This is a genomic window from Streptomyces sp. NPDC047525 (assembly GCF_040643025.1).
Taxonomy (GTDB): domain Bacteria; phylum Actinomycetota; class Actinomycetes; order Streptomycetales; family Streptomycetaceae; genus Streptomyces; species Streptomyces durmitorensis.
This window is the reverse complement of record NZ_JBEYTL010000008.1, coordinates 45,421-70,721: the sequence shown is the minus strand read 5'-3', so window position 1 is coordinate 70,721 and position 25,301 is coordinate 45,421. Positions and strand designations below refer to the sequence as shown.

Sequence of the window (25,301 nt, the reverse complement as noted above, 5' to 3'; positions counted from 1 at the left end):
GTGGCGAGCGGGAGCGCGAACAGGAGAGTGGGCAGGCCGTGCGTATTGGCGAGTTGAGTCGCAGGACCGGTGTGCCGGTGCCGACGATCAAGTACTACGTCCGTGAAGGGCTGTTGCCGCCGGGCGAGCTGAGCAGCCCGAACCAGGCGCAGTACGGCGAGGCTCACGAGCGAAGGCTGCGCCTCATCCGCGCGCTGCTCGACGTGGGCGGCCTGAAGGTGGCCGCGATCGCGGACGTGCTCGGCGCGGTCGACGACCCCGGGCGCCCGCTGCACAAGGTGCTCGGCGCGGCCGCCGACCGGCTCGGTGCGGCGGGGGAGGCCGACGACGATGCCGAGGCGGCGGCCGCGCGTGCGGCGGTCGGGGAGCTGATCGCGCGCCGAGGCTGGCACACCAACGAGTCGAACCCCGCCGCGGCCGACCTGTCACGGGCCCTTGCCGCCATGGGCCGCGTCGGCCACGGAGCGTTCGCGGAACTGCTCGACGAGTACGCCGACGCCGCCGAGATGGTCGCCCGCGCCGACCTCGGTTACGTGGACCGGCGGGTGGCGGTCGAGGACCTGGTGGAGAGCGTGGTGATCGGCACCGTGCTTGGGGAGGCGGTGTTCAACGCGATGCGGCGGATGGCACATGTGAACGCGTCGGCGCGGCTGTACGGGGACGACCGTGAGGAGCCAGGCGGAAACCGGTAAGGGGGAGGGCTGGGCGCGCGGATGGTCGGCCGCCTAGCCGCGGGCCAGCAACCGGCCCAGGGTGTCCTGGAGTTCGGCCTGCGCCACGCGTGCCGCTTCCTCGGCGTCCATCGCCTCGACGGCCCGTACGAGCGCGGCGTGTGCGGCGTCCCCGTGGTTCGTCTCCTCCGTGCGTACGTCGATCAGGTCGAGCAGGCTGATCAGGCCCTCCCGCAGTACGGGGGTGAACTCCGCGAAGAGATCCGTGAGGACGGGGTTGCGGGCCGCCGCCACGACCGCCGCGTGCAGGGCGATGTCGGCGTCGATGAAGGCGGCGTCGCTCGCCGACGCGGTGGCCCTGCGGCCTTCGAGCGCGGCGCGCATCGCCGTGATGTCCTCGTCGGTGCGCCGCATCGCCGCGAGCCGGGCGGCCTGCACCTCCACCAGCATCCGCACCTCGTACACGTCCGACACCGCCGCCCGCCGCAACCGCGTCGGCCAGTCCGCGACCGGCTGCGTCGCGATGACGAAGACACCGGCGCCCTGCCGTGGCTGGACGAGACCGGCTCCGGCGAGGGAGCGCAGTGCCTCGCGGACGGTGGAGCGGCCGATGCCGAGCTCCTTGGCGAGGGTCGTCTCGCCGGGGAGTCGGCTGCCGATGGGCCAGTGGCCGCCGGTGATCTGCTCGCGCAGGCGCTGGGTTGCTTGTTCGACCAGGGGGCTGGGGCGCAGGGAGCCTAGCGGCATCCGGGGGACCTTTCGGGGTGAGGCCGGGGGAGGGGGTAGCTCATCGGGAGGAGTGACCCCTCTGAGGACCTACTCCTCGGAGGAGCTGAGGACCAACTTGTCTGAGGAGTACTTGTCTGAGGAGCTGAGGTGTGGCTAGTCTACCGCCATGATCTTCTGCGGTCTCCTTCTTCTCGGCTGCCGCGGCGGGGCCTGAAGCGACCGGCACCCCGCCGCGGGGTGCCGTGCTGCCGGTCGGCAACCGATCGCGAGCTGAAGGACACCGCTTCCGATGAGCGCCACTCCCGTCACTCCCGCCACCTCCGCCTCCGCGGGCCCGGCGGCCACCGCGTACGACATCGCGTACGACATCGCGTACGACTGGAACCCGCAGCGCCCCAGCCCCATGCCGCACCACCGCTACCGCCCGTACCAAGACCGGGTCAACATCCCCTCGACCCCCTCGATCCAGCGCAGTTGGCCCAGCTCCCGCATCGAGCGCGCCCCCCTCTGGGTCCCCGTCGACCTGCGCGACGGCAATCAGGCGCTCGCCGAGCCGATGGACACCGGCCGCAAGCGGCGCTTCTTCGATCTGCTCGTCTCGATGGGCTTCAAGGAGATCGAGGTCGGCTATCCGTCGGCCAGCCGCGCCGACTTCGACTTCGTGCGCGACCTCGCCGCGCTGAGCGCGAGCGGCGGCATCCCCGACGACGTCAGCATCGTCGTCTTCACCCCTGCCAAGCCCGAACTCATCGACCGCACCTTCGAGTCGATCGAGGGACTGCCCCGCGCGGTCGTGCACCTGTACATCCCCACCTCGCCCGTCTGGCGCGACGTCGTGCTCGGACGGTCGCGCGCGCAGGTGCACGACGTCGTCACCCAGGCCGCCTCGCACATGGCGCGCCTGGCCGACGCGCGGCCGGGCGCGGACATCCGGTTCCAGTTCTCGCCGGAGACCTTCAACCTCACCGAGCCCGACTACGTACTCGAACTCTGCGACGGACTCACCGAGTTGTGGGACGCGAGCCCCGACCGGCCCGTCACCCACAACCTCCCGGCGACCGTCGAGATCGCGACGCCGAACGTGTACGCCGACCAGATCGAGTACCTGCACCGCAACCTCTCCCGGCGCGACTCCGTCATCCTCTCCGTCCACCCCCACAACGACCGCGGTACCGGCGTCGCCTGCGCCGAACTCGCCGTCCTGGCCGGGGCCCAGCGCGTCGAGGGCTGCCTCTTCGGCAACGGCGAGCGCACCGGCAACGTGGACCTGGTGACCCTCGCCCTGAACCTGTACGCCCAAGGCGTCGACCCCATGGTCGACTTCTCCGACATCGACGCCGTGCGCGAGGTCGTCGAGCACTGCAACCGGCTGCCCGTGCACCCCCGCCACCCGTATGCGGGCGACCTCGTCCACACCGCCTTCTCCGGGACCCACCAGGACGCCATCAGCAAGGGCTTCGCCCATCACGCGCGCAGGGCAGCCGAGTTGGGGGTCCCGGAGAGCGAGGCGCCGTGGGATGTGCCGTATCTGCCCATCGATCCCGCCGACATCGGCCGCTCCTACGAAGCCGTCATCCGGGTCAACTCCCAGTCCGGCAAGGGTGGAATGGCGTACCTGCTGCAGACCCGGCACGGCCTCGACCTGCCGCAGCGCATGCGGCCCGACTTCTCGAGCGTGGTGCAGGAGGCCACCGACGACAGCGGGCAGGAGGCGAGCGCCAAGGAGCTGTACGAGCTGTTCCGCGCGACCTACGTCGCACCGGGGCAGGCCGGCGGCGGCGACGTGGAGCTGAGCTCCTGGACCACCGACCGGGCCCCGGACGGAGCCCACCGCTTCGTCTGCACCCTCCAAGTGGGCGACCGCACAGGGGACTTCGAAGGCGTGGGCAACGGCCCGCTGTCCGCGTTCGTCGAGGCGCTCGCCGCGGCCGGGATCACCGTCGGCATCCTCGACTACTCCGAACACGCCACCGAGGCGGGCGGCGGCAGCGAGGCCGTCGCGTACGCGGAGTGCCGGGTGGGCGATGCCGTCCGCTGGGGCGCGGGCCTGGACACCTCGGTCCTGACGGCGTCCGTGCAGGCCGTGCTCGCGGCGGTCAACCGAGCGGCGGCCAACCGTGCGGCGGTCGCCCGATGACCCCGGTCCTGCACGCCGACACCGTCACCGTCGTGCGCGAGGGGCGCCCCATCCTCGAAGAGGTCACCCTCACCGTCCGCCCCGGCGAGCACTGGGCGCTGCTCGGCGCGAACGGCGCGGGCAAGTCGACCCTGCTCGGCCTCTGCGGCGCCGTCACCCACCCCACGCACGGCACGGTCGAGGTGCTCGGCCGCCGCCTGGGCAGCGTCGACCTGCGCGAACTCCGTGCATACGTAGGTCATGTGAACCCGCGTCACCCGCTCCGCTCACCCCTGCGCGTGCGTGACGTCGTCCTCACCGGGCTCACCAACAGCGTGGAACCGCTGCCCCGTTGGCGCCCCACCCCCGAGCAGGAGGAGCAGGCCGACCGTCTGATCGCCATGCTCGGCCTCGCGCACCGCACGGAAGCGCGCTGGCCCACGCTCTCGCAGGGCGAGCGCGGACGGACCCTGATCGCGCGCTCGCTGATGCCGAGGCCGCGGCTCGTGCTGCTCGACGAACCGGCCACCGGGCTCGACCTCGCGGGCCGCGAGCGCCTCCTCGACAGCCTGGACGCCCTGCGCGAGACGCACCCCGAGCTCGCCACGGTCCTGGTCACGCACCACCTGGAGGAGCTCCCGGCCGGTACGACGCACGCGCTGCTCCTCCGCGACGGCCGCGCGCTCGCCTCCGGTGCCGTGGACGACGTACTGACCAGCGATCAGATCAGCAAGTGCTTCGACCACCCGGTGCGGCTCGAGCGCACCGAGGGCCGCTGGAGCGTGCGGGCCGCGCGGCGCCCCCGCTGAGGCACGCGGAAGGGGCCCGGCGCTCGCGCGTGCCGGGCCCCTTCCGCGTCGTGTCCCGCTACTTGTTCAGGCTCGCCCAGAACTCGTCGAAGGAGAGACGCTTGTCCTTGTCGGTGTCCTTCGTGCCGATCACGGCCTCGGCCACCGTCTCGGTGACGTAGAAGTCCCCCATCTTCGCCATCGCCGACTTCCACTCGGCCGCCGTGATGAAGCCGTCGCCGTCCGCGTCGAACTGGTCGAACGTCTTGCGCGCTTCCTCGATGTCCGCCACCGGATCCACCCCTTCTTGGTGCACTACTGACGAGGGCTAGGGTATCGGCCGTCCGGGGACGCGATCACAAGGAGTACGCCCATGGCCAGCACACCTGCCACGCTCGGGTCGATCCTCGACGCGGCGGCCCACGGGCGGTTCCCGCCGCCCGACGGCACCACCACCGTCGTGCCGCAGCCCTGCCACCGCGACGCGGGCGTGATCGCCTTCACCGCACACTCGGTGGTCTTCACGGACGAGGACCCGACATGGGTGCACGACACCCTCGCCGCGCTCGACTGCGACCCGCTGGCCGCCACGATGAACCCCCTGTTCCTCGCCGCCTTCCTGCACCGGACGGGACGCGCGACGGACACCACCGATCTCCTGACCGTGGCCGACGCACTGCCGGGCGGCCCCGAACCGGCCCTCGGCCTGCGCGAGATCGACGACCCGGACCATCCCCGGGTGGCACGGGCCCGCAAGCGTCGCGACGACGTGCGGGTGTGGGCGTCCGCCGAAGGCGGGGTGCTGGTCCTTGGCCGGGGACTCACCGGGCGCTGGGAGGCGGCCCTAGAGGTCGACGAGGACGTACGCCACCGGGGCCTCGGCCGCGCGCTCGCCCTCGCCGCCCGGCACCTGGTGCCCGGCGCGTCCCACGTGTGGGCGCAGCAGTCACCGGGCAACGCTCGCAGCGTGCGGGCCTTCCAGGCGGCGGGGTACCGGCCGGTGGGCGCGGAGGCGTTGTTCGTGGCGCGGTGAGGGCCCCGGCCTTTTCCTCGGCAGCAGGCCTCAGCACTCGATGATGTTCACCGCGAGCCCGCCCCGCGCCGTCTCCTTGTACTTCACGCTCATGTCCGCGCCGGTCTCCTTCATGGTCTTGATGACCTTGTCGAGGGAGACCTTGTGGCTGCCGTCGCCGCGCATCGCCATCTTCGCCGCGGTCACGGCCTTCACGGCCGCCATGCCGTTGCGCTCGATGCACGGGATCTGGACGAGGCCGCCGACCGGGTCGCAGGTCAGGCCGAGGTTGTGCTCCATGCCGATCTCGGCCGCGTTCTCGACCTGCTCGGGGCTGCCGCCGAGCACCTCGGCGAAGGCGCCCGCCGCCATCGAGCAGGCGGAGCCGACCTCGCCCTGGCAGCCGACCTCGGCGCCGGAGATCGAGGCGTTCTCCTTGAAGAGCATGCCGATCGCGCCGGCCGCGAGCAGGAAGCGGACCACGCCGTCCTCCCGCTCCTCCTGGGAGGACCCGCCGGCCACGAAGTTCATGTAGTAGTGCAGGACCGCCGGGATGATCCCCGCGGCGCCGTTCGTCGGGGCGGTCACGACACGGCCGCCCGCGGCGTTCTCCTCGTTCACCGCCATCGCGTACAGCGTGATCCACTCCATGGCGCGGGCCTGCGGATCGCCCTCGGCGCGCAGCTGGCGTGCGGAGTTCGCCGCGCGGCGGCGGACCTTGAGGCCGCCCGGCAGGATGCCCTCGCGGGACATGCCGCGCGAGACGCACGCCTGCATCACGCGCCAGATGTCGAGCAGGCCCTCGCGGATCTCCGCCTCGGTGCGCCAGGCCTTCTCGTTCTCCAGCATCAGCGCGGAGATGGACAGGCCGGTCTCGTCGGCGAGGCGGAGCAGCTCGTCGCCGGTGCGGAAGGGGTGCTTGAGGACCGTGTCGTCCGGCACGATCGGGTTCTCGCCGGCCACCGCGTCCTCGTCGACGACGAAGCCGCCGCCCACGGAGTAGTACGTCTTCTCCAGGACGAGGGCGCCCTCACGGTCGTACGCGAAGATCGTCATGCCGTTGGCGTGGTACGGCAGGGCCTTGCGGCGGTGCAGGACCAGGTCCTCGTCGAAGTCGAAGTCGATCTCGTGCATGCCGAGCAGGTTGAGGCGTCCCGTGCTCTTGATCTGCTCGATGCGGTCGTCGGCGAACTCGACGTCGACCGAGCGCGGGGACTCGCCCTCCAGGCCGAGAAGGACCGCCTTCGGGGTGCCGTGGCCGTGGCCCGTCGCGCCGAGGGAGCCGTAGAGCTCGGCCCGTATGGCGGTGGTGTGGGCCATCAGGCCCTCGTTCTTGAGGCGGCTCGCGAAGATGCGGGCGGCGCGCATGGGACCGACCGTGTGGGAGCTGGACGGGCCGATGCCGATCGAGAACAGGTCGAAGACCGAGAGGGCCACGAGAAACTCCAATGATGGTTGGTAGACGCCGTTGTCTGCCGGGGTGGTGCAGAAAACTACGAACGCGGGGCATGAGCCGGGGCACCGCACTCACTGTCTTCACTGTCCAGTGTGCGCGGTGCCCCGAAGATTCGTACGAAGGAAAGCGTACGAAAATGCTACAGGTTGGGGTACAGCGGGTGCTTGGCTGCCAAGGCCGAGACGCGGGCCTTGAGCGACTCCGTGTCGACGTCGCCCGGCTTCAGCGCCTCGGCGATGACGTCGGCGACCTCACGGAAGTCCTCCTCCTGGAAGCCACGGGTCGCGAGCGCGGGCGTACCGATCCGCAGGCCCGAGGTGACCATCGGGGGGCGCGGGTCGTTCGGGACCGCGTTGCGGTTGACCGTGATGCCGACCTCGTGGAGGCGGTCCTCGGCCTGCTGGCCGTCGAGCTCGGAGTTGCGCAGGTCCACCAGGACCAGGTGCACGTCCGTGCCGCCGGACAGGACGTCGACGCCGACGGCCTTCGCGTCGTCCTGCACCAGGCGCTCGGCCAGGATGCGGGCGCCGTCCAGGGTGCGCTGCTGGCGCTCCTTGAACTCCTCGGAGGCCGCGACCTTGAAGGAGACGGCCTTGGCCGCGATCACGTGCTCCAGGGGGCCGCCCTGGAAGCCGGGGAAGACCGCGGAGTTCAGCTTCTTCGCGAACTCCTTGCTGCGGGCCAGGATGACGCCGCCGCGCGGGCCGCCGAGCGTCTTGTGCGTCGTGGAGGTGACCACGTCCGCGTACGGCACCGGGTTCGGGTGCAGCCCCGCGGCGACGAGTCCGGCGAAGTGCGCCATGTCGACCCACAGGTACGCGCCGACCTCGTCGGCGATCCGGCGGAACTCCGCGAAGTCCAGCTGGCGCGGGTAGGCGGACCAGCCCGCGATGATCACCTTCGGGCTGTTCTCCTTGGCCAGGCGCTCGACCTCGGCCATGTCCACCAGACCGGCCTCGTCCACGTGGTACGCGACCACGTTGAACTGCTTGCCGGAGAAGTTCAGGCGCATGCCGTGCGTGAGGTGGCCGCCGTGCGCCAGGTCCAGGCCGAGGATCGTGTCGCCGGGCTTGGCGATCGCGAAGAGGGCGGCCTGGTTGGCGGAGGCGCCGGAGTGCGGCTGGACGTTGGCGTACTCGGCGCCGAACAGGTCCTTGATCCGGTCGATCGCGATCTGCTCGGTGACGTCGACGTGCTCGCAGCCGCCGTAGTAACGGCGGCCGGGGTAGCCCTCGGCGTACTTGTTGGTCAGGACCGTGCCCTGGGCCTCCATGACGGCGACCGGAGCGAAGTTCTCCGAGGCGATCATTTCCAGGGTGGACTGCTGGCGGTGGAGCTCGGCGTCGACGGCGGCGGCGACGTCCGGGTCCAGCTCGTGGAGAGGGGTGTTGAGAAGCGACATCAGGTGGTCCCTAAGGGTCTTCGGGGGGCTTCAGCTGCCGGAGAACTCGGTGTACTCGTCCGCGGAGAGCAGGTCCTTCGGCTCCTCCGTGACGCGCACCTTGAAGAGCCAACCACCCTCGAACGGGGCGGAGTTGACCAGCGACGGGTCGTCCACGACGTCCTGGTTCGACTCGACGACCTCACCGGTCACCGGCGAGTACAGGTCGCTGACCGACTTGGTCGACTCGAGCTCGCCGCAGGTCTCGCCCGCGGTCACCGCGGTGCCGGCCCCGGGCAGGTCGGCGTAGACGACGTCACCGAGCGCGTTGGCCGCGTGCTCCGTGATACCGACCGTCGCCACACCGTCCTCGGCGTTCGAGAGCCACTCGTGCTCCTTGCTGTAACGCAGCTGCTGGGGGTTGCTCATGACCTGAATTCTCCTGTACGCGGGGGAGTGCTGATGAACGAGGCTGTTGTGCGGGGTGTCACTTCTGGCGCTTGTAGAACGGCAGCGCCACGACCTCGTACGGCTCGTGCGTGCCCCGGATGTCCACTCCGACACCCTCGGTGCCGGGCGCCGCGTGCGCCGCGTCGACGTACGCGATGGCGATCGGCTTGCCCAGCGTCGGGGACGGGGCGCCGGAGGTGACCTCGCCGATGACCTTTCCGTCGGCGACCACGGAGAAGCCCGCGCGCGGGACGCGACGGCCCTCGGCGATCAGGCCCACCAGCTTGCGCGGGGGAGCGGTCTCGGCGCGCTCGGCGGCGGCCGCGAGCGCGGCGCGCCCCACGAAGGTGTCGGACTGCGAGGTCTTCTCGAACTTCACGACCCGGCCGAGACCGGCGTCGAAGGGCGTCAGCTCAGCGGTCAGCTCGTGCCCGTACAGCGGCATGCCCGCCTCCAGGCGGAGCGTGTCGCGGCAGGAGAGCCCGGCCGGGACCAGGCCGACGGGCTCGCCCGCCTCCATCAGCGCGCCCCAGAGCTTCTCGGCGTCGCCGGGCGCGACGAAGAGCTCGAAGCCGTCCTCGCCGGTGTAGCCCGTGCGGGCGATCAGCGCGGGGACGCCCGCGACCGTGCCCGGCAGGCCCGCGTAGTACTTCAGGCCGTCCAGGTCGGCGTCCGTGAGTGACTTCAGGATGCCGGGGGACTCGGGACCCTGGACGGCGAGCAGGGCGTACGCGTCGCGGTCGTCGCGGACCTCGGCGTCGAAGCCGTCGGCGCGGGCGGTGAGCGCGTCGAGCACCACCTGCGCGTTCGAGGCGTTGGCGACCACCATGTACTCGGTCTCGCCGAGGCGGTAGACGATCAGGTCGTCCAGGATCCCGCCGTCCTCGGCACAGATCATCGTGTAGCGGGCGCGGCCGACACCGACGGAGCCGATGTTGCCGACGAGCGAGAAGTTCAGGAAGTCCACGGCCTCAGGTCCTGTGACCGTGATCTCGCCCATGTGGGAGAGGTCGAAGAGACCGGCCTTGGTGCGGACGGCGATGTGCTCGTCGCGCTCGCTGCCGTAGCGCAGCGGCATGTCCCAGCCCGCGAAGTCGGTCATGGTCGCGCCGAGCGCGCGATGCACGGCATCGAGGGCAGTCAGACGGGGGGCGGTACTCATACGTGGAACTCCCAGGGCATGACGGGCGAGGTCGATCCTCCCCATCTGTCATCGGAACCTGAGAGGTTCACCACGACCCGCTCGTACAGGGGGTCATGACTTGCACCTTGGGTGGAGCCACCGGGGCGGCCCGCTTTTCAGATGTGCCTCGCCCGCGCGGTACGGGGCCTGAGAGATTCAAGGGAGGGACTTGCTCCTTCGGCGCCCCGGTGCGTCGTACGACGGTGACCGGGAACTCTCCCGCGCGGATTCAAACGGCCTGTATGGAGTTTGCGGGCACATCATTGCACGCGCCCGCGTCACAGGGCAGTGCCAGTCCAGTAATGCCCTTGTGCCGCATTACCTTCTCTTTACACTTGCCGGGGAAGCTGCGGGAAGCAGGTACGTGACCGCTATGGGGAGGCCGATCACGGTGCGCAGGACGAGTGTCTACGCGACCAACACAGGGGTGGCCCTGCCCAAACAGGCCGCCGCCCCCACCAGGGAGAGCTGCGGCCCCCTGCCGGCGGCCGTCGTCCGCGATCTGCGGCAGCGGACCGGCCACAGCCCGCACCGGCTGACGTTCGGCGACGGCGACCTGATCGTCGTCTCCGGGCTGCCGGGCAGCGGCAAGTCCACGCTGATGCGCAGAGCCGTCGCGGGCCCGCGCATCGACTCGCAGGACACCCGCGACCGCTGGGCCCGGCGCATGCCGGACCTGCTGCCGTACGCGGTGTACCGCCCCCTGGTCCGCCTCGCGCACTACGCGGGGCTGCGCAGGGCCCTGCGCTCCGGCGAGAGTGTCGTGGTGCACGACTGCGGAACGCAGGCGTGGGTGCGCCGCTGGCTGGCCCGCGAGGCCGCGCGGCGCGGCACGACGCTGCACCTGCTGCTGCTCGACGTGCCGCCGGACACCGCCATAGAGGGCCAGCTCTCGCGCGGCCGCGGCGTGTCGCGGTACGCCTTCGCGCGCCACCGCAGGACGGTCGGCCGCCTGGTCGGCGCCGCCGAGCGGGGCGATCTGCCGCGCGGCTGCGGCTCTGCGGTGCTGCTCGACCGGACCGCGGCGGGCGTGCTGCGGGGGATCGGCTTCGGCGACTGAGCCGCCCGCCGCCACGTTAGGGTCGTGCCGCAGGCAGAGCGGGACCGAGCAGGGGTTAAAGAGATGGACTTTCCGGCGCAGGCACACGCCCATCCCTATGGAGGATGGCCGGGCAACGAACTCGAAGAGGTGCTCGCCGCATCTCTCGGCACGCCGGGGGCGCCGCAGGCCTCCGCGGGGGCCCGCATCGTCGAGGTGCTCGGCCGCAGCCACGTCTGGGTCCCGCTGCCGAACGGCGGAGCCCCGGACAGCGGCACCCTGGACCTGCCCACGCTGGAGATCGACGGCCAGGCCTACGTCCCCGTCTTCAGCTCCGAGCAGCAGTTCCAGCAGGCCACCGGCGGCCGGATGGGCTGCACCGTGGCGCCCGCCGTGGAGTTCGCGCGCGGCCTGCCCCCGCAGCTGGGCATCGCGGTCAACCCGGACGGCACGATCGGGGTCCCGCTGCCGCCGCCTGCCGTCGCCGAGCTCTGCCGCGCCGGGCGCACCCCGCTGGACGGGCCCGCGAGCGGCGGCCGCGTACGCCTCTTCGAACCGGACTGGCAGGAGGACCCGGTGGACTTCCTGTCCGCCGCCGCCCGTGAGTTCGAGGCCACCGGGGTCGTCCTGAGCGCACGCCGCTGCCTGGCGAGTGTCGAGGGCGAGGACCCCACGCTGTTCGTCGGCGTCGAACTGACCTCCTGGGAGGGCAACGCGCGCGAGCTGCCGATGGAGGCCGTGGGGCGGGCCCTCGGCCAGGCCCCGGTGGCCTGGCCGGTGAACCTGGTGCTGCTCGACGTGGCCCAGGATCCGGTCGGCGACTGGCTGCGCGAGCGGGTGCGGCCCTTCTTCGGCCGGGCCGCCGGGCACGAGCACGGACACGCGTAAGGACATGTGCAGGTACGTGTGTGAGGGTGCCGTACGTCAAGTCGGTGTCAGGATCGCCGCTTAAGCTGGTTTCATGACCTGGGTCCACCGGGTCAGCGGGTCATCGCGAAGGGGCGGTTAAGGGTGAGTGCGTCGGGCACGGCTGCGGCCGGGCAGGTCGAGCACATGCTGCGCCAGGTGACGCCGGGGCGCTACGACGCCTACGAGGCGCTCCTGCGGGCGCTCGCCGCCGACCAGGTATGGATGCTGCTCTGGCACGGCCAGGCCGGATCCCCCGACGCGCAGTACGGAAACATGGAGGTCGAGGGCCTCGGGTACGCGCCGTGCGTGACCTCCGCCCAGGAGCTCTCCGCCAGTGGCTGGAACCGCTCGTACGAGGTGGTCAGCGGGCTCGACATCTCCCGCACCCTCTACCCCGACCACTACGGCCTCTGGCTCAACCCGCACGCCCCCGGCGGCGGCGTCGGCATCCCCTGGCTCGACCTGCGGCGCATCGCGTCGGGCCTCGACCTGCTGCCCGCGGGCCCGCTGCGGCTCACCGAGCCGGCCATCGAGATCCCCCAGTTCTACGCCCTGCTCACGCAGAACGCGCACCGCACCCCCGCGGTCCGCTCGCTGCGCCGCGCCTGGGTGCAGCCCGCTCTCGGCGCGCCGTACCTGGCCATCGGCCTCGATGTGTACGACACATCGCCGTCGTCGGTCGACGGGGTGCGCACGATGATGCAGCAGTCGATCGCCGCCGTCCCCGACGGCCTGCCCGTGTCGACCGTCGCGATGTCGGACGCGTACGACCCGGTGGCCATGTGGCTGCGCGCCAACGTCAGGCCCTTCTACGACCGCGAGGCCCAGCCGGCCCCGGCACCCGCGGGCGGATACGGCTACCCCGCGCAGTACTGAAGCGGCCGCGACGCGGCACTCGTCAGGGCCCTGAAGGGGCCCTGAACCGGCCACCGCGGCTCGTATACCTGCCCTGACCGTCACGATGTCCGTTCTGATGGTGGAGGGGCCCTATGGGCTCCCGTGGCACCTTGCGACCCAACTGCCCCGTGTTCGCCCCTCGTTCACGTGCGTCCGGATAACGGAACACCTCGATCAGCATCACGGTTGCGCATCCATTCACCGTCAAGGCTGGTAACAGATCGCGACCCCGATGAAGACTCCCGCACCAGGGGCGCTTCGCCCCTGTGTACGACGGACTGATCACATCGCTACAGCGACAAGTGCGGGCCGGTCACCACCGGTTGAGAGGGGTCCCTGCCACGATGACGGCACCATTGCATGACACACCTGCGGACGCGGACCCGACGGCGGACGTCGCTCCCGCAGCTGATGCAGGGGTGAAGAAGGTCGAGGGGCGGTCCCTCAAGCAGATCGCCTGGAACCGCCTGAAGCGGGACAAGGTCGCCCTGGCCGGCGGCATCACCGTGCTCGTCCTGGTCCTTGTCGCCGTCTTCGCGCCCCTGATCGTCTCCCTGCTGGGCCACCCGCCCAACGAGTTCCACCAGGACGAGCTGGAAGACCTGACGAACCTGCCCAAGGGCGCGTTCGGCGGCATGAGTTGGGACTTCCTCTTCGGAGTGGAGCCCAACAAGGGACGCGACGTCTTCAGCCGGATCGTCTACGGCGCCCGGATCTCGCTCCTCGTGGCGTTCCTCGCCGCCGTGGTGGCCGTGGTGCTCGGCACCTTCTTCGGGATCATCGCCGGTTACTTCGGCGGCTGGATCGACGCGCTGATCAGCCGGGTCATGGACGTGCTGCTCGCCTTCCCGCAGCTGCTCTTCGTGATCTCCCTGGTCTCGGTCCTGCCCGACGACCTGCTCGGGCTCACCGGCAGCGGCGTCCGCATCGCCGTACTGATCCTGGTGATCGGCTTCTTCGGCTGGCCCTACGTCGGGCGCATCGTCCGCGGCCAGACCCTCAGCCTGCGCGAACGCGAGTACGTCGAAGCGGCCCGCAGTCTCGGCGGCGGTCAACGGCACATCCTCTTCCGTGAGTTGCTGCCGAACCTGGTCGCGCCGATCACCGTGTACGCCACGCTCATGATCCCCACCAACATCCTCACCGAAGCGGCACTCAGCTTCCTCGGCGCAGGTGTACGCCCGCCGACGGCTTCCTGGGGCGGCATGCTCCGGGACGCGCTCGCGACGTACGAGCACGACCCGATGTTCATGGTCTTCCCCGGCCTGGCGATCTTCGTGACCGTGCTTGCCTTCAACCTCTTCGGTGACGGGCTGCGCGACGCCCTGGACCCCAAGGGAACTCGGTAAACAGCTCCAACTGGCTTGCCCCTGCCGCAGCGTCAGGTGGCTCTTCCCATGGTTCTTAAGGCAGTCAAAGCCAAGGACCGCGAATCTCGGAGGATGCGAGAAATGCCCACAGGTTCCTCTAAACGACGGTTGACCGCAGGCGCGGCCCTCGTCGTGGCGGCGCTGGTGACCACCACGGCGTGCGGCGGCGGCAGCGACGACGACGACAGCAAGGGCGCCGGCTACGACGCGGCCATCGGCAAGGTCGCGAACGAGTCGGCGAAGAAGGGCGGAACGCTCAAGTTCATCGCCAAGCAGGACCTGGACTCGGCCGACCCGCAGCGCGCGTACTACGGCATGACGTGGGACTTCATGCGGTACTACACCCGCACGCTGATCACGTACGACACCAAGCCGGGCGCCGCGTCCAACAAGCTCGTCCCCGACCTCGCCGAGTCCACGGCGAAGATCAGCGACGACGGGAAGACCTACACGTACAAGCTGCGTGACGGCCTGACCTGGGAGGACGGCTCGAAGCTGACCTCCAAGGACATCAAGTACGGCATCGAGCGCATCTGGGCCACCAAGGTCATCACCGGTGGTCCCGGCTACCTGAAGTCGACGCTTGACCCCAAGGGCGAGTACAAGGGCCCCTACGAGGACAAGTCCAAGGACAAGCTGGGCCTGAAGGCGATCGAGACGCCGGACGACACCACCATCATCTTCAAGCTGCCCAAGAAGAACGGCGACTTCGAGCAGATGCTCGCGATGCCGTCGGGCACCCCGGTGAAGCAGTCCGAGGACACCGGCGCCAAGTACACCCAGCGCCCGTTCTCCTCCGGCCCGTACAAGTTCCAGAACTACAGCGCGGGCAAGAGCATCACGCTCGTCCGCAACAAGAACTGGAAGAAGTCGTCCGACCCGGTCCGTCCCGCCCTGCCGGACAAGATCTCGGTCACCATCTCGGCGAACCTCGAAGAGAACGACAAGCGCCTGATGGAAGGTGACTACGACATCGACATGAATGGCACGGGCATGACCCAGTCGGGTCGTACCACCGCCATTCAGGATCACAAGGACAACGTCGACAACATGCAGACGGACTTCGTCCGTTACGTCGCCCTGGTGACCAAGACGAAGCCGTTCGACAACGAGGCCTGCCGCAAGGCCGTCTTCTACGCCACGGACTTCGCGAGCCTGCAGAAGACCCGTGGCGGCGAGGTCGCCGCCGGTGAGATCGCCACCAACGTCTTCCCGAAGTCGATCAAGGGTCACGACGACTACGACCCGTACGGCATCAAGGAGCGCAAGGGCAAGCCGGACGTCGCCAAGGCGAAGGCTCAGCTCAAGGAGTGCGGCAAGCCTGACGGCTTCTCGACCAAGATCTCGGCGCGCACCAACCAGCCGGGTGAGGTGGACGCCGCCACGGCGCTCCAGGAGCAGCTGAAGAAGGTCAACATCAACGCCGACGTCGACCAGATCGACGGCGCCGACTCCTCCAGCATCACCGGCTCTCCCTCGGTCGTGAAGAAGCGCGGCATCGGCATGACGATGGCGGGCTGGGGTCCTGACTTCCCGACCGGCCAGGGCTACGCCCAGCCGCTGTTCGACAGCCGTTTCATCAACGAGAACGGCAACTACAACGAGTCGCAGATCGACGAGCCGAAGGTCGACAAGTACTTCGACGACGCGATCGGCACGGTCGACCCCGACAAGGCCGGTGAGATCTACACCGACCTGGCCCACGAGATCGTGGACAAGGCCTACTGGATGCCCTTCATCTACGAGAAGAACATCTCGTGGCGTTCCTCGCGGGCGACCAACGTCTACTCGTCCGCCGCTTACAGCGGTCGTTACGACTACGTCTCGCTCGGTGTGAGCGACAAGAAGTAGTCCCCGCCGCCAAGGCAGTCCCACCGCCGAATCCCGCCAGTCCGAAGGGCAGGTGATGGCCCCGGGCGGTGGCCGGGACCCCTCACAAGGGGGCCCCGGCCACCGCCGGGCCGCGCACAGTGCTTGCTTATCTCATCCGGCGCCTGATCGCCGTTGTCGTCATGGTGCTGGTCGTACTGCTCGCGACCTTCACCGTCTTCTTCATGCTGCCCAAGTGGGCGGGACAGGACATCGCCGTCCTCTTCGCCGGCAAGTCGTCCGGAGCCGAGCAGCTCGCTGGCATCCGGATCAAACTGGGTCTGGACGATCCTCTGCTCGTCCAGTTCTGGGACTTCGTCAAGGGCATCCCGATGGGGCGTGACTACGCCAACGGGGCCGACGTCACCCACTGTCCGGCCCCCTGCTTCGGATACTCCTTCCGTACCGAGGCGCCCGTCTGGGAGACCCTCAAGGACGCCCTGCCCGTCACCGCGGCGCTCGCCGCCGGTGCCTGTGTGCTGTGGCTGGTCGCCGGTGTCGCCACCGGTGTGCTCTCCGCGCTCAAGCGGGGCACCATCTGGGACCGTTCCGCGATGATCACCGCCCTCGGCGGCGTCTCGCTCCCGATCTTCTTCACCGGCATGATCGCGATGGGGCTCTTCGTCCACACGCTCGGCTGGGTGAAGATCGAGGACACCCTCACCACGGACGATCCGATCAACATCTGGTTCGAGACCCTGATCCTGCCCTGGATCGTGCTCGCGTTCCTCAACGCCGCCATGTACGCGCGCCTCACCCGCGCCACCATGCTGGAAGTGCTCGGTGAGGACTACATCCGCACCGCGCGCGCCAAGGGGCTCGGCGAGGCCGTCGTCATCAGACGGCACGCGCTGCGCTCCGCCATGACGCCGATCCTCACGGTCTTCGGCCTCGACCTCGGTGTGCTCCTCGGTGGCGCCGTCCTCACCGAGTCCACGTTCAACCTGCCGGGGCTCGGCCTGGAGGCGGTCAAGGCCATCAGCAACAAGGACCTGCCGGTGATCCTCGGCGTGACCTTGTGCGCGTCGCTCGCGATCGCGCTCGCCAACCTCGTCGTCGACCTTCTGTACGCCGTCATCGACCCGCGAGTGAGGCTGGGATGACCGAACTGCACAAGACCGGGGCGGCGGTCGGAGAACCCGTCGCCGACGCGGTCGCTCCCACCGCCTTTCTCGAGGTGCGCGATCTCAAGGTGCACTTCCCGACCGACGACGGCCTGGTCAGGTCCGTCGACGGGCTCAGCTTCCAGCTGGAGAAGGGCAAGACCCTCGGCATCGTCGGCGAGTCAGGATCCGGCAAGTCGGTCACCTCGCTCGGCATCCTCGGCCTGCACACCGCCGGGCAGTACGGCAGCCGCAAGGCGCAGCTGTCCGGCGAGATCTGGCTGAACGGCACGGAGCTGCTCAGCGCGGACCCGAACGAGGTGCGCAAGCTGCGCGGCCGCGACATGGCGATGATCTTCCAGGACCCGCTGTCCGCGCTGCACCCGTACTACTCCATCGGCAAGCAGATCATGGAGGCGTACCGGGTCCACAACAACGTGGACAAGAAGGTCGCCCGCAAGCGCGCCATCGAGATGCTCGACCGGGTGGGCATTCCCCAGCCGGACAAGCGGGTCGACAGCTACCCGCACGAGTTCTCGGGCGGCATGCGCCAGCGCGCGATGATCGCGATGGCCCTGGTGAACAACCCCGAACTGCTCATCGCCGACGAGCCGACGACCGCCCTTGACGTCACCGTCCAGGCGCAGATCCTCGACCTCATCCGGGATCTGCAGAAGGAGTTCGGCTCCGCGGTCATCATGATCACGCACGACCTGGGCGTGGTCGCCGAGATGGCGGACGAGCTGCTCGTGATGTACGGCGGGCGCTGCGTCGAGCGCGGCACCGCAGAGAAGGTCTTCTACGAGCCCCAGCACCCCTACACCTGGGGCCTGTTGGGGTCGATGCCGCGCATCGACCGCGAGGAGACCGACCGTCTCGTGCCGGTCAAGGGCTCCCCGCCCAGCCTGATCAACCTGCCGGACGGCTGCGCCTTCAACCCGCGCTGCCCGTACGCCGACATCCCCAAGGACCAGATCACCCGCCGTGAGCGCCCCGACCTGCACGAGGTCGCACCGGGTCACTTCACCGCCTGCCACATGTCGCAGGGCGAGCGCACCCGCATCTGGACCGAAGAGATTGCGCCGAAGCTGTGAAAGACGATGCGAAAGATCAGGCGAAGGGCCAGGAGATGACGATCCCGGCGCAGACGAAGAGTTCCTCCGGGTCGCCCGAGGCGCTGCTCAAGGTCGACGGCCTGGTGAAGCACTTCCCCATCAAGAAGGGGCTGTTGCAGCGCCAGGTGGCGGCGGTGCAGGCCGTCGACGGCCTCACCTTCGACGTACGTCCCGGTGAGACGCTCGGCGTCGTGGGCGAGTCGGGCTGCGGCAAGTCGACGATGGGCCGTCTGATCACGCGCCTGCTCGAACCGACCGCGGGCCGCGTGGAGTTCGAGGGCGTGGACATCACGCACCTGAACACCGGCAAGATGCGGCCGCTGCGCCGCGACGTCCAGATGATCTTCCAGGACCCGTACTCGTCGCTGAATCCGCGGCACACCATCGGCACGATCGTCGGTGCGCCGTTCAAGCTGCAGGGCGTCAAGCCCGAGGGCGGCCTGAAGAAGCACGTGCAGGAGATGCTGGAGCGCGTGGGGCTCAGCCCCGAGCACTACAACCGCTACCCGCACGAGTTCTCCGGCGGTCAGCGCCAGCGCATCGGCATCGCCCGTGCGCTCGCGCTGCGGCCCAAGCTGGTCGTGGCCGACGAGCCCGTCTCCGCCCTGGACGTCTCCATCCAGGCGCAGGTGGTCAACCTCCTGGACGACCTCCAGGACGAGCTCGGCCTCACGTACGTGATCATCGCGCACGACCTCTCGGTCATCCGGCACGTCTCGGACCGCATCGCGGTGATGTACCTCGGCAAGATCGTGGAGCTCGCGGACCGCAAGGACCTCTACTCCACGCCGATGCACCCGTACACCAAGGCGCTCCTGTCCGCCGTTCCGGTGCCCGACCCCAGGCGGCGCGGCGTCAAGAGCGAGCGCATCCTGCTCCGCGGTGACGTCCCCTCGCCGATCGACCCGCCCACCGGCTGCCGTTTCCACACGCGCTGCTGGAAGGCGACGGAGATCTGCGCGAAGACCGAGCCGCCGCTGATCGCCCTCGCCTCCGGCCACCAGGTGGCGTGCCACCACCCGGAGAACGCCGAGGACCAGCAGCCGGGCGACACCAAGCTGCTGCAGGTCGCCAAGGAGGCGATCGACGTGGTGTCGGTGGTGAGCAAGGCCGAGGAGACGGCCGAGGAGGCCGCGACCCCGAAGAAGACCGTCGCGAAGGAGGAGGCCCCGAAGGCCGCCGCGGAGGGCGACGCCCCGAAGGCCGCTCCGGAAGCGGAAGTCGCGGGTCAGGAGTCAACCGGCAAGTAGTGCCTGATGACTTGGTAAAAATCAGTCACCAGGTCATGTACACGCCCATACGGGAGAGTGCAGAGTCTGCGTGTCCGTTTCATCGGAACACGCGCGAAGGGATGACTCATGGCACTCTCCCGTTCGGCACGTCTGGGGGCACTGGCCACCGCCGCCGCCTCCTTCTGCTTGATCGCCGCCGCACCCGGGCCCCAACCGGGCTCCGACGGCGTCGGAGACCCGTACTTCCCGCAGCTCGGCAACGGCGGATTCGACGTACGCCACTACGGCCTCGACGTGGCGTACAACCCCGACACCGACCGCCTCGACGGCCGCACCACGATCACCGCGCGCGCCACCCAGAACCTCTCCTCCTTCGACCTCGACCTCCAGAAGCTGGAGGTGACGAGGATCGAGGTGAACGGAAGACGGGCGCACTTCACGCGCAAGGGCGACGAGATCCGCATCAGCCCCCGCGACAGCCTGCGCAAGCACAAGAACTTCACGGTGAGCGTCACCTACGGCGGTGTGCCCGAGCCGCTGAGCGGCCCCATCGTCTTCGGCTCCGACTACGGCTGGATGAAGACCACCGACGGCGTCTTCGTCGCCTGCGAGCCCAACGCCGCGTCGACCTGGTTCCCCTCCAGCGACCACCCGATGGACAAGGCCGCCTTCGACATCCGCATCAAGGCGCCCAAGGGCCTGACCGGGGTCTCCAACGGCCGCCTAGTCGGCACGTACGACAAGGGCGGCCAGACCGTCGCCCACTGGCGCGAGTCCAAGCCCATGGCGACCTACCTCGCGACCGCCACGATCGGGAAGTTCGACGTGAAGCGGGGCAAGACCCCGGCGGGGACCCCGATCTACGTCGCCATCGACCCCGTCCTGGAGAACAGCAACAACGTGGATGTGTACGGCGTCACCGCGGAGGTCACCGACTACTGGTCGAAGATCTTCGGCCCCTATCCCTTCGAGGAGACCGGCGCGATCGTCGACGACATGCCGCAGGCAGGCTTCTCCCTGGAGACCCAGACCAAGCCGGTCTACTCCGCGATCCGCAGCGAGTCGACCATCGCCCACGAGCTCGCCCACCAGTGGTTCGGCGACTCCGTCACGCCCGACAAGTGGAACGACATCTGGCTCAACGAAGGCTTCGCCACCTACTCCCAGTGGCTGTGGAGCGAGCACAAGGGCACCCAGACCGCACGTGACGCCTTCCTCGCGGGCTACAACTCGCGCCCCGGTGACTCGGCCTTCTGGCAGATCGTCGTCGGCGACCCGCAGCGCGACACGATGTTCGCCTCCGCCGTCTACCAGCGCGGCGCGATGACGCTCCAGGTCCTGCGCGAGCGCATCGGCGACAAGGCGTTCTTCAAGCTGCTCCCGGCCTGGGCCCAGCAGAACAAGTACGGCAACGCGAACACCGCCGACTTCATCCGGCTCGCCGAGAAGGTCTCGGGCAAGCAGCTCGACGCGTTGTTCGAGACGTGGCTGTTCACGAAGGGCAAGCCCGCCCTGTAGTCGCCTCGCGGTGCCGCCCTGGTGAGGCCCGCGTCGGCGGGCAGGTAAGAATGTCGCGTGATTCAGGATCTGTTCAGTCCCTCCGTCCAGCACGCGCTCGACATCGTCGGGATCTTCGTCTTCGCGATCTCCGGGGCGCTGCTCGCCGTGCGGAAGAACTTCGACGTGTTCGGCATCGCCGTGCTCGCCGAGGTCACCGCGCTGGGCGGAGGGCTCATCCGTGACGTGGTCATCGGTGCGGTGCCGCCCGCCGCCTTCACCGACCTCGGCTACTTCATCACCCCGCTGTTCGCGGCCCTCCTGGTGTTCTTCCTGCACCCCGAGGTGGAGCGCACCCAGCTCGCGGTGAACGTCTTCGACGCGGCGGGCCTCGGCCTCTTCTGCGTCACGGGCACGACCAAGGCGTACGACTACGGCCTCGGGCTCACCGCGTCGGCCGCCCTGGGCCTGGCCACCGCGGTGGGCGGCGGCGTGCTGCGCGACATCATCGCCAACGAGGTGCCCTCACTGGTGCGCTGGGACCGCGACCTGTACGCCGTGCCCGCGATCGTCGGCTCCGCGATGGTCGCGCTCTGCATCAACTACGACATGGTGAACGCCTTCACCAGCAGCCTCGCCGTGGTCACGGCCTTCGTCCTGCGGCTGCTCGCACTGCGCTACCACTGGCGCGCGCCGCGGGCCTGGCACCGGCGTTCGACGGCGGTGGAGGTGGAGGATGTCGCGTCGTCGTGACAGAAAAAGCTACCGCTCAGAAAAAGCTACCGCTCAGTAATTAGATGTTGTACGTTGCCGGTATGGCAGAGGCAGCATCCATACCGGCAGCGGTGCCCGCGAGCATCGGCGACAGCGAGTTCGACCGCGACACCGCGGTCACCCGGCGGGAGCCCGGTGTCTATGACATCGAGCTCTCCGCCGGGTGGACGATCATCAACGCCGTCAACGGCGGCTATCTCCTCGCGGTCATCGGCCGCGCGCTGGCCGACGCCCTGCCGCACGCGGATCCCTTCACGGTCTCCGCGCACTACCTCACGGCGTCCCACCCCGGGCCCGCCGTCATCCGCACCGACACGGCGCGGGCCGGGCGGACCCTGTCGACCGGGCAGGCCTCCCTCTTCCAGTACGACGACGAGGGGCGCGAGGTCGAGCGGATCCGCGTGCTCGCCTCGTACGGAGATCTGGCGGGGCTTCCCGACGACGTCCGCACGACGGCCAAGCCGCCCGCCCTGCCGCCGATCGAGCAGTGCTTCGGTCCGCAGGACGCTCCGGATCACCGCCCCGTGCCCGGCAGTTCGGCGATCAGCGACCGGCTCTTCCTGAAGCTGGACCCCTCCACCCTGGGGTGGGCCCTCGGCCAGCCGTCCGGCAAGGGGGAGATGCGGGCCTGGTTCGGCCTCGCGGACGGCCGTGACGCCGATCCGCTGTCGCTGCTGCTCGCGGTGGACGCGCTGCCGCCGACGGCCTTCGAGCTGGGCCTCTCCGGCTGGGTCCCCACCGTGGAGCTGACGGTGCATGTGCGGGCCAGCCCCGCGCCCGGTCCCCTGCGGGTGTCCATCACCACGCGGAACCTCGCCGGCGGCTTCCTGGAGGAGGACGCGGAGGTCTGGGACGCGGCGGATCGCCTGGTCGCCCAGTCGCGCCAGCTTGCCCGGGTCCGGCTCTCCTGACGGGGCTCCACAAGACGGGGGTCTGTCCGGCGGGTCGGCGCCGGACAGGCCTTCTTTCCCCGGTCGGGCCTTCCTTCCCCGGTCAGGCCGTGAGGACGACGCCCACGTAGGAGACCCCCGCCACCACCACCCACGCGGACAGCCCAAGTGCCGCCATGCGCCCGCCCGTTCGGGTGAGCGAGGGCAGGTCCACCGCGGCGCCGAGCCCGAACAGGGCCGCCGCGAGGAGCAGTTCCTGGACGTGGCCCGCCAGGTCCAGGACGGATCCCGGCACCCAGCCGGTGCTCCGTACCGCGACCATCCCCAGGAACCCCGCCACGAACAGCGGCAGCACCGGCGGCCTCCGTTTCCCCGCAGTCGCCCCCGCCCCGCGCGCGGCGGACCGCGCCCGCAGGGAGAGCCCCACCGCCGCCACCAGCGGCGCGAGCACCGCCACCCGCATCAGCTTCACCAGGACCGCGTCCCCCAGCGCCCCCGCCCCGGCGGTCTGCGCGGTGGCCACCACCTGCCCCACGTCGTGCACGCTCGCACCGGCCCACCGCCCGAACTCCGCGTCGCTCAGCCCCAACGGCCCCTGCAACAAGGGAAGTACGGCGATGGCAAGCGTCCCGCAGAGGGTCACCAGGGCCACGGAGACCGCCGCGTCCCGCTCCTCGCTCTCGGTCACCTCGCTGACCGCGCCGATCGCGGACGCACCGCAGATCGAGTAGCCGGTGGCGATCAGGAGCGGCTGGTCGCCGGGCAGGCCGAGCCTGCGGCCCAGCCACCACGTACCGAAGAACGTCGCCGCGACCACCCCGAGCACCATCGCCACCGTCGCCCAGCCGAGGCCAAGGACGTCGTCCAGGCTCAGCTTCAGGCCGAGCAGGACGATGCCCAGCCGCATCAGCCGCTTGCCGGCGAGGGAGAGCCCGGCCTTGCCCCGGCCGCGTACGACAGCGCGCACGCCCGGGACATGCGCCGCCGCGAGGCCGAGCACCACCGCCGCCGTCAGCATCGGGACGGCGGGGAACAGCGCATGCGTCGCCCAGGCCACCGCGACACCGAGGGCCGCGAGAGCGAGCCCTGGCAGGGGACTGCTGGGGCGGGGAGGCGTGGTGGCGGTGGCGCGCGGCCGCTGCCCGAGCAGCGCCATCAGCGGTCGGCCGGCAGCTCGTACACCCGGCGCACGCTGGTGCCCAGGCGGGAGATGTCCGCGCCGTACACGTGGAGCGAGATCGCCCGCTCCGTGCCGGCGTTCCAGACCCGGTGGATGTCGCCGGGCGGCGCGAAGCCGCACACCGCGCCCTGCGGGTTGACCAGGTCCTCCGTGGCGACGAGCCGCGCCGGGGAGCCGGACGCTGCCGGGACGAGGCGGTAGCGCCGCTCGTGCTCCGCGCCCTCGTGGACGCCGGTGACGCACCAGGAGACGTGGTCGTGGACCGCCGTGTGCTGGCCCGGCAGCCAGACCAGGCCGACCACCGAGAAGCTGCCGTCGTGCTCGGCGTGCAGCAGGTGCTGCCGGTAGCGATCGTCGTGGCCCTCGCACTGCTCGTCGGTGAGCAGATCGGCCGCGCCCAGGTGGGGCGCGAGCCGCTCGCCGACGAGGTACGCGGTCAGGTCCGGCGGCAGGCCACGGCCGACGGCCTCGCGGACGCCGGCGACGAGGTCGTTCAGACGCCCGGTGGTGCGGGCTGCGCGGTACGCGGTGATGGAGGCACTCATAAAGGCAGCGTCCTGCCGCGCTTCCATCACGTCCAACGACAGTTTCTAAGCCTCGCCCCAACTTCCGCTTATGGATGGGAGTGTTCGGAGGGCCGCCGAGCGCCTCAGCAGCCCATCCGGTTCGCCGCGACCGTCTTCAACTCCTCGAGGACCAGCGCCGTCGAGGGAATCCGCAGGTGCTCCCGGAGCGCGTACGCCGAGACCTGCCGCCGCGACGCCGGATCGAGGGCCCGGCCCGTCACCTCCCGGTGACGCAGGAAGTTGAGGACGAGCCCCGGCATCATCGCGATGCCGAGCCCCTCGGCGACCAGGCTCTGGATGACGAGGTTGTCGTCCGTGGTGAAGGCGATGTCCGGTGCGAAGCCCTGCTCGGCGCACTCGTGCAGGAAGTTGGCGCGGCAGCGCAGGCAGCCCGCGATCCAGCGCTCGTCCGCGAGGTCCACGAGCCGGACGGAGCGGCGCCGGGCGAGCGGGTGGCGGGCCGGCATGAGGACCGTCAACTGGTCCTCCATCAGCGGGATCTCCATCACCTCGTCCGGCACGTCCTCGTGCAGGCCGGGGTAGTGGAAGGCCAGCGTGATGTCGCAGTCGCCGTCCACCAGGCGCTGGAGCGACTCGGGCGGTTCGTTCTCCTGGAGCTCGACGCGCACACCGGGATGGCTCTTCGCGAGCCGGGCCAGCGCCTCGGGGATGAGCGTGGCGTTGGCGCTGGGGAAGGCGCAGATGCGGACGCGCCCGGTGCGCAGGCCCGTGATGGCGTTCATCTGCTGCTCGGCGGCGTTGATGTTCCCGAGGATGATCCCCGCGTGCCGGGACAGCGCCTCGCCCGCCTCGGTCAGCCGCATCCTGCGGCCGACGCGGGTGAACAGGACCGTGCCGACGGACCGTTCGAGCGCCTTCATCTGCTGGGTGATCGCCGGCTGCGTATAGCCGAGCGAGCGGGCGGCGGCGGAGTAGGAACCGGTGCGGACCACTTCATGGAATGACCTGATGTGCCGGGAATCGAACACGCCTGAATCATAGGCAGGCCCCGGGAGGAGCCGACAGGTCCCCCTTCCCGGCACCACCTGACAGCCGTCGACGGCGTCGTCCGCC

Annotated in this window: 24 protein-coding genes and 1 riboswitch; of the genes, 15 read left to right on the top strand and 9 right to left on the bottom strand. The window is 70.0% G+C overall.

Annotated elements, in window-relative coordinates:
• Positions 1-38 precede the first annotated feature (38 nt).
• A complete protein-coding gene (locus tag ABZ833_RS23825) occupies positions 39-692 on the top strand; it encodes a MerR family transcriptional regulator (RefSeq protein ID WP_361049795.1) in 654 nt (217 codons plus the stop codon).
• A 33-nt stretch (positions 693-725) separates the two neighbouring features.
• On the opposite strand, the gene ABZ833_RS23820 is transcribed toward ABZ833_RS23825, so the two are convergent.
• Positions 726-1,418, bottom strand: coding sequence for an FCD domain-containing protein (locus ABZ833_RS23820; protein WP_361049793.1), 693 nt, complete (start codon positions 1,416-1,418; stop codon positions 726-728).
• A gap of 385 nt (positions 1,419-1,803) precedes the next feature.
• On the opposite strand from ABZ833_RS23820, the gene leuA reads away from it, so the two are divergent.
• Both leuA and ABZ833_RS23810 read left to right on the top strand, forming a co-directional pair.
• Entirely contained in the window at positions 1,804-3,537 is a 1,734-nt protein-coding gene (gene leuA / locus ABZ833_RS23815) for a 2-isopropylmalate synthase (RefSeq protein ID WP_361050747.1), read from the top strand.
• Entirely contained in the window at positions 3,534-4,325 is a 792-nt protein-coding gene (locus ABZ833_RS23810) for an ATP-binding cassette domain-containing protein (RefSeq protein ID WP_361049791.1), read from the top strand. The genes leuA and ABZ833_RS23810 overlap by 4 nt, the downstream gene beginning before the upstream one ends.
• Positions 4,326-4,383: 58 nt before the next feature.
• Here the strand turns inward: ABZ833_RS23810 and ABZ833_RS23805 are convergent, their stop codons facing one another.
• A complete protein-coding gene (locus ABZ833_RS23805; RefSeq protein ID WP_249587621.1) occupies positions 4,384-4,596 on the bottom strand; it encodes an EF-hand domain-containing protein in 213 nt (70 codons plus the stop codon).
• Between the two features lie 81 nt (positions 4,597-4,677).
• Between ABZ833_RS23805 and ABZ833_RS23800 the strand changes: the two genes are divergently transcribed.
• On the top strand, positions 4,678-5,337 hold the full coding sequence (locus ABZ833_RS23800) for a GNAT family N-acetyltransferase (protein WP_361049788.1): 660 nt from the start codon (positions 4,678-4,680) through the stop codon (positions 5,335-5,337).
• A gap of 30 nt (positions 5,338-5,367) precedes the next feature.
• Here the strand turns inward: ABZ833_RS23800 and ABZ833_RS23795 are convergent, their stop codons facing one another.
• From ABZ833_RS23795 to gcvT, 4 genes are all read right to left on the bottom strand, one after another.
• The gene (locus ABZ833_RS23795; RefSeq protein ID WP_361050744.1) at positions 5,368-6,753 is read right to left on the bottom strand and encodes an L-serine ammonia-lyase; all 1,386 of its coding nucleotides are present in this window, start codon (positions 6,751-6,753) and stop codon (positions 5,368-5,370) included.
• A gap of 158 nt (positions 6,754-6,911) precedes the next feature.
• Positions 6,912-8,174 carry a serine hydroxymethyltransferase gene (gene glyA, locus ABZ833_RS23790; RefSeq protein WP_361049786.1) on the bottom strand — a complete coding sequence of 421 codons (1,263 nt, stop codon included), beginning with the start codon at positions 8,172-8,174 and terminating at the stop codon, positions 6,912-6,914.
• Between the two features lie 30 nt (positions 8,175-8,204).
• Positions 8,205-8,582: a glycine cleavage system protein GcvH gene (gcvH, locus tag ABZ833_RS23785; protein WP_361049784.1), complete on the bottom strand. Its 378-nt coding sequence runs from the start codon at positions 8,580-8,582 to the stop codon at positions 8,205-8,207.
• Positions 8,583-8,640: 58 nt separating this feature from the next.
• Complete coding sequence (gcvT, locus tag ABZ833_RS23780) at positions 8,641-9,765, bottom strand: glycine cleavage system aminomethyltransferase GcvT (protein WP_361049782.1); 1,125 nt, start codon at positions 9,763-9,765, stop codon at positions 8,641-8,643.
• 147 nt (positions 9,766-9,912) lie between these two features.
• A riboswitch (glycine riboswitch) is annotated at positions 9,913-10,018 on the bottom strand.
• Positions 10,019-10,159: 141 nt separating this feature from the next.
• On the opposite strand from gcvT, the gene ABZ833_RS23775 reads away from it, so the two are divergent.
• From ABZ833_RS23775 to ABZ833_RS23725, 11 genes are all read left to right on the top strand, one after another.
• On the top strand, positions 10,160-10,846 hold the full coding sequence (locus tag ABZ833_RS23775) for an AAA family ATPase (protein ID WP_361050741.1): 687 nt from the start codon (positions 10,160-10,162) through the stop codon (positions 10,844-10,846).
• Between the two features lie 63 nt (positions 10,847-10,909).
• Positions 10,910-11,713, top strand: coding sequence for an enhanced serine sensitivity protein SseB (locus ABZ833_RS23770; RefSeq protein ID WP_361049780.1), 804 nt, complete (start codon positions 10,910-10,912; stop codon positions 11,711-11,713).
• Positions 11,714-11,836: 123 nt separating this feature from the next.
• On the top strand, positions 11,837-12,610 hold the full coding sequence (locus ABZ833_RS23765; RefSeq protein ID WP_249587615.1) for an enhanced serine sensitivity protein SseB C-terminal domain-containing protein: 774 nt from the start codon (positions 11,837-11,839) through the stop codon (positions 12,608-12,610).
• Positions 12,611-12,975: 365 nt separating this feature from the next.
• Entirely contained in the window at positions 12,976-13,980 is a 1,005-nt protein-coding gene (locus tag ABZ833_RS23760) for an ABC transporter permease (RefSeq protein ID WP_249587614.1), read from the top strand.
• 102 nt (positions 13,981-14,082) lie between these two features.
• A complete protein-coding gene (locus tag ABZ833_RS23755) occupies positions 14,083-15,852 on the top strand; it encodes an ABC transporter substrate-binding protein (protein ID WP_361049777.1) in 1,770 nt (589 codons plus the stop codon).
• 119 nt (positions 15,853-15,971) lie between these two features.
• Entirely contained in the window at positions 15,972-16,973 is a 1,002-nt protein-coding gene (locus ABZ833_RS23750) for an ABC transporter permease (protein ID WP_249592822.1), read from the top strand.
• A complete protein-coding gene (locus tag ABZ833_RS23745) occupies positions 16,970-18,067 on the top strand; it encodes an ABC transporter ATP-binding protein (protein WP_361049775.1) in 1,098 nt (365 codons plus the stop codon). The genes ABZ833_RS23750 and ABZ833_RS23745 overlap by 4 nt, the downstream gene beginning before the upstream one ends.
• A gap of 35 nt (positions 18,068-18,102) precedes the next feature.
• Complete coding sequence (locus ABZ833_RS23740) at positions 18,103-19,338, top strand: dipeptide ABC transporter ATP-binding protein (RefSeq protein ID WP_361049773.1); 1,236 nt, start codon at positions 18,103-18,105, stop codon at positions 19,336-19,338.
• 108 nt (positions 19,339-19,446) lie between these two features.
• Complete coding sequence (locus tag ABZ833_RS23735) at positions 19,447-20,838, top strand: M1 family metallopeptidase (RefSeq protein WP_361049771.1); 1,392 nt, start codon at positions 19,447-19,449, stop codon at positions 20,836-20,838.
• Positions 20,839-20,895: 57 nt separating this feature from the next.
• The gene (locus ABZ833_RS23730) at positions 20,896-21,570 is read left to right on the top strand and encodes a trimeric intracellular cation channel family protein (protein ID WP_249587609.1); all 675 of its coding nucleotides are present in this window, start codon (positions 20,896-20,898) and stop codon (positions 21,568-21,570) included.
• A 62-nt stretch (positions 21,571-21,632) separates the two neighbouring features.
• Entirely contained in the window at positions 21,633-22,502 is an 870-nt protein-coding gene (locus ABZ833_RS23725) for a thioesterase family protein (protein WP_361049768.1), read from the top strand.
• Positions 22,503-22,584: 82 nt separating this feature from the next.
• Here ABZ833_RS23725 and ABZ833_RS23720 read toward each other — a convergent pair whose 3' ends face one another.
• The 3 genes from ABZ833_RS23720 to ABZ833_RS23710 form a co-directional block, all read right to left on the bottom strand.
• Positions 22,585-23,637 carry a putative sulfate exporter family transporter gene (locus ABZ833_RS23720; protein ID WP_361049766.1) on the bottom strand — a complete coding sequence of 351 codons (1,053 nt, stop codon included), beginning with the start codon at positions 23,635-23,637 and terminating at the stop codon, positions 22,585-22,587.
• Positions 23,637-24,206: a cysteine dioxygenase family protein gene (locus ABZ833_RS23715; RefSeq protein WP_361049764.1), complete on the bottom strand. Its 570-nt coding sequence runs from the start codon at positions 24,204-24,206 to the stop codon at positions 23,637-23,639. The genes ABZ833_RS23720 and ABZ833_RS23715 overlap by 1 nt, the downstream gene beginning before the upstream one ends.
• A 104-nt stretch (positions 24,207-24,310) precedes the next feature.
• Positions 24,311-25,216, bottom strand: coding sequence for a LysR family transcriptional regulator (locus ABZ833_RS23710; protein WP_361049762.1), 906 nt, complete (start codon positions 25,214-25,216; stop codon positions 24,311-24,313).
• Positions 25,217-25,301: the final 85 nt, after the last annotated feature.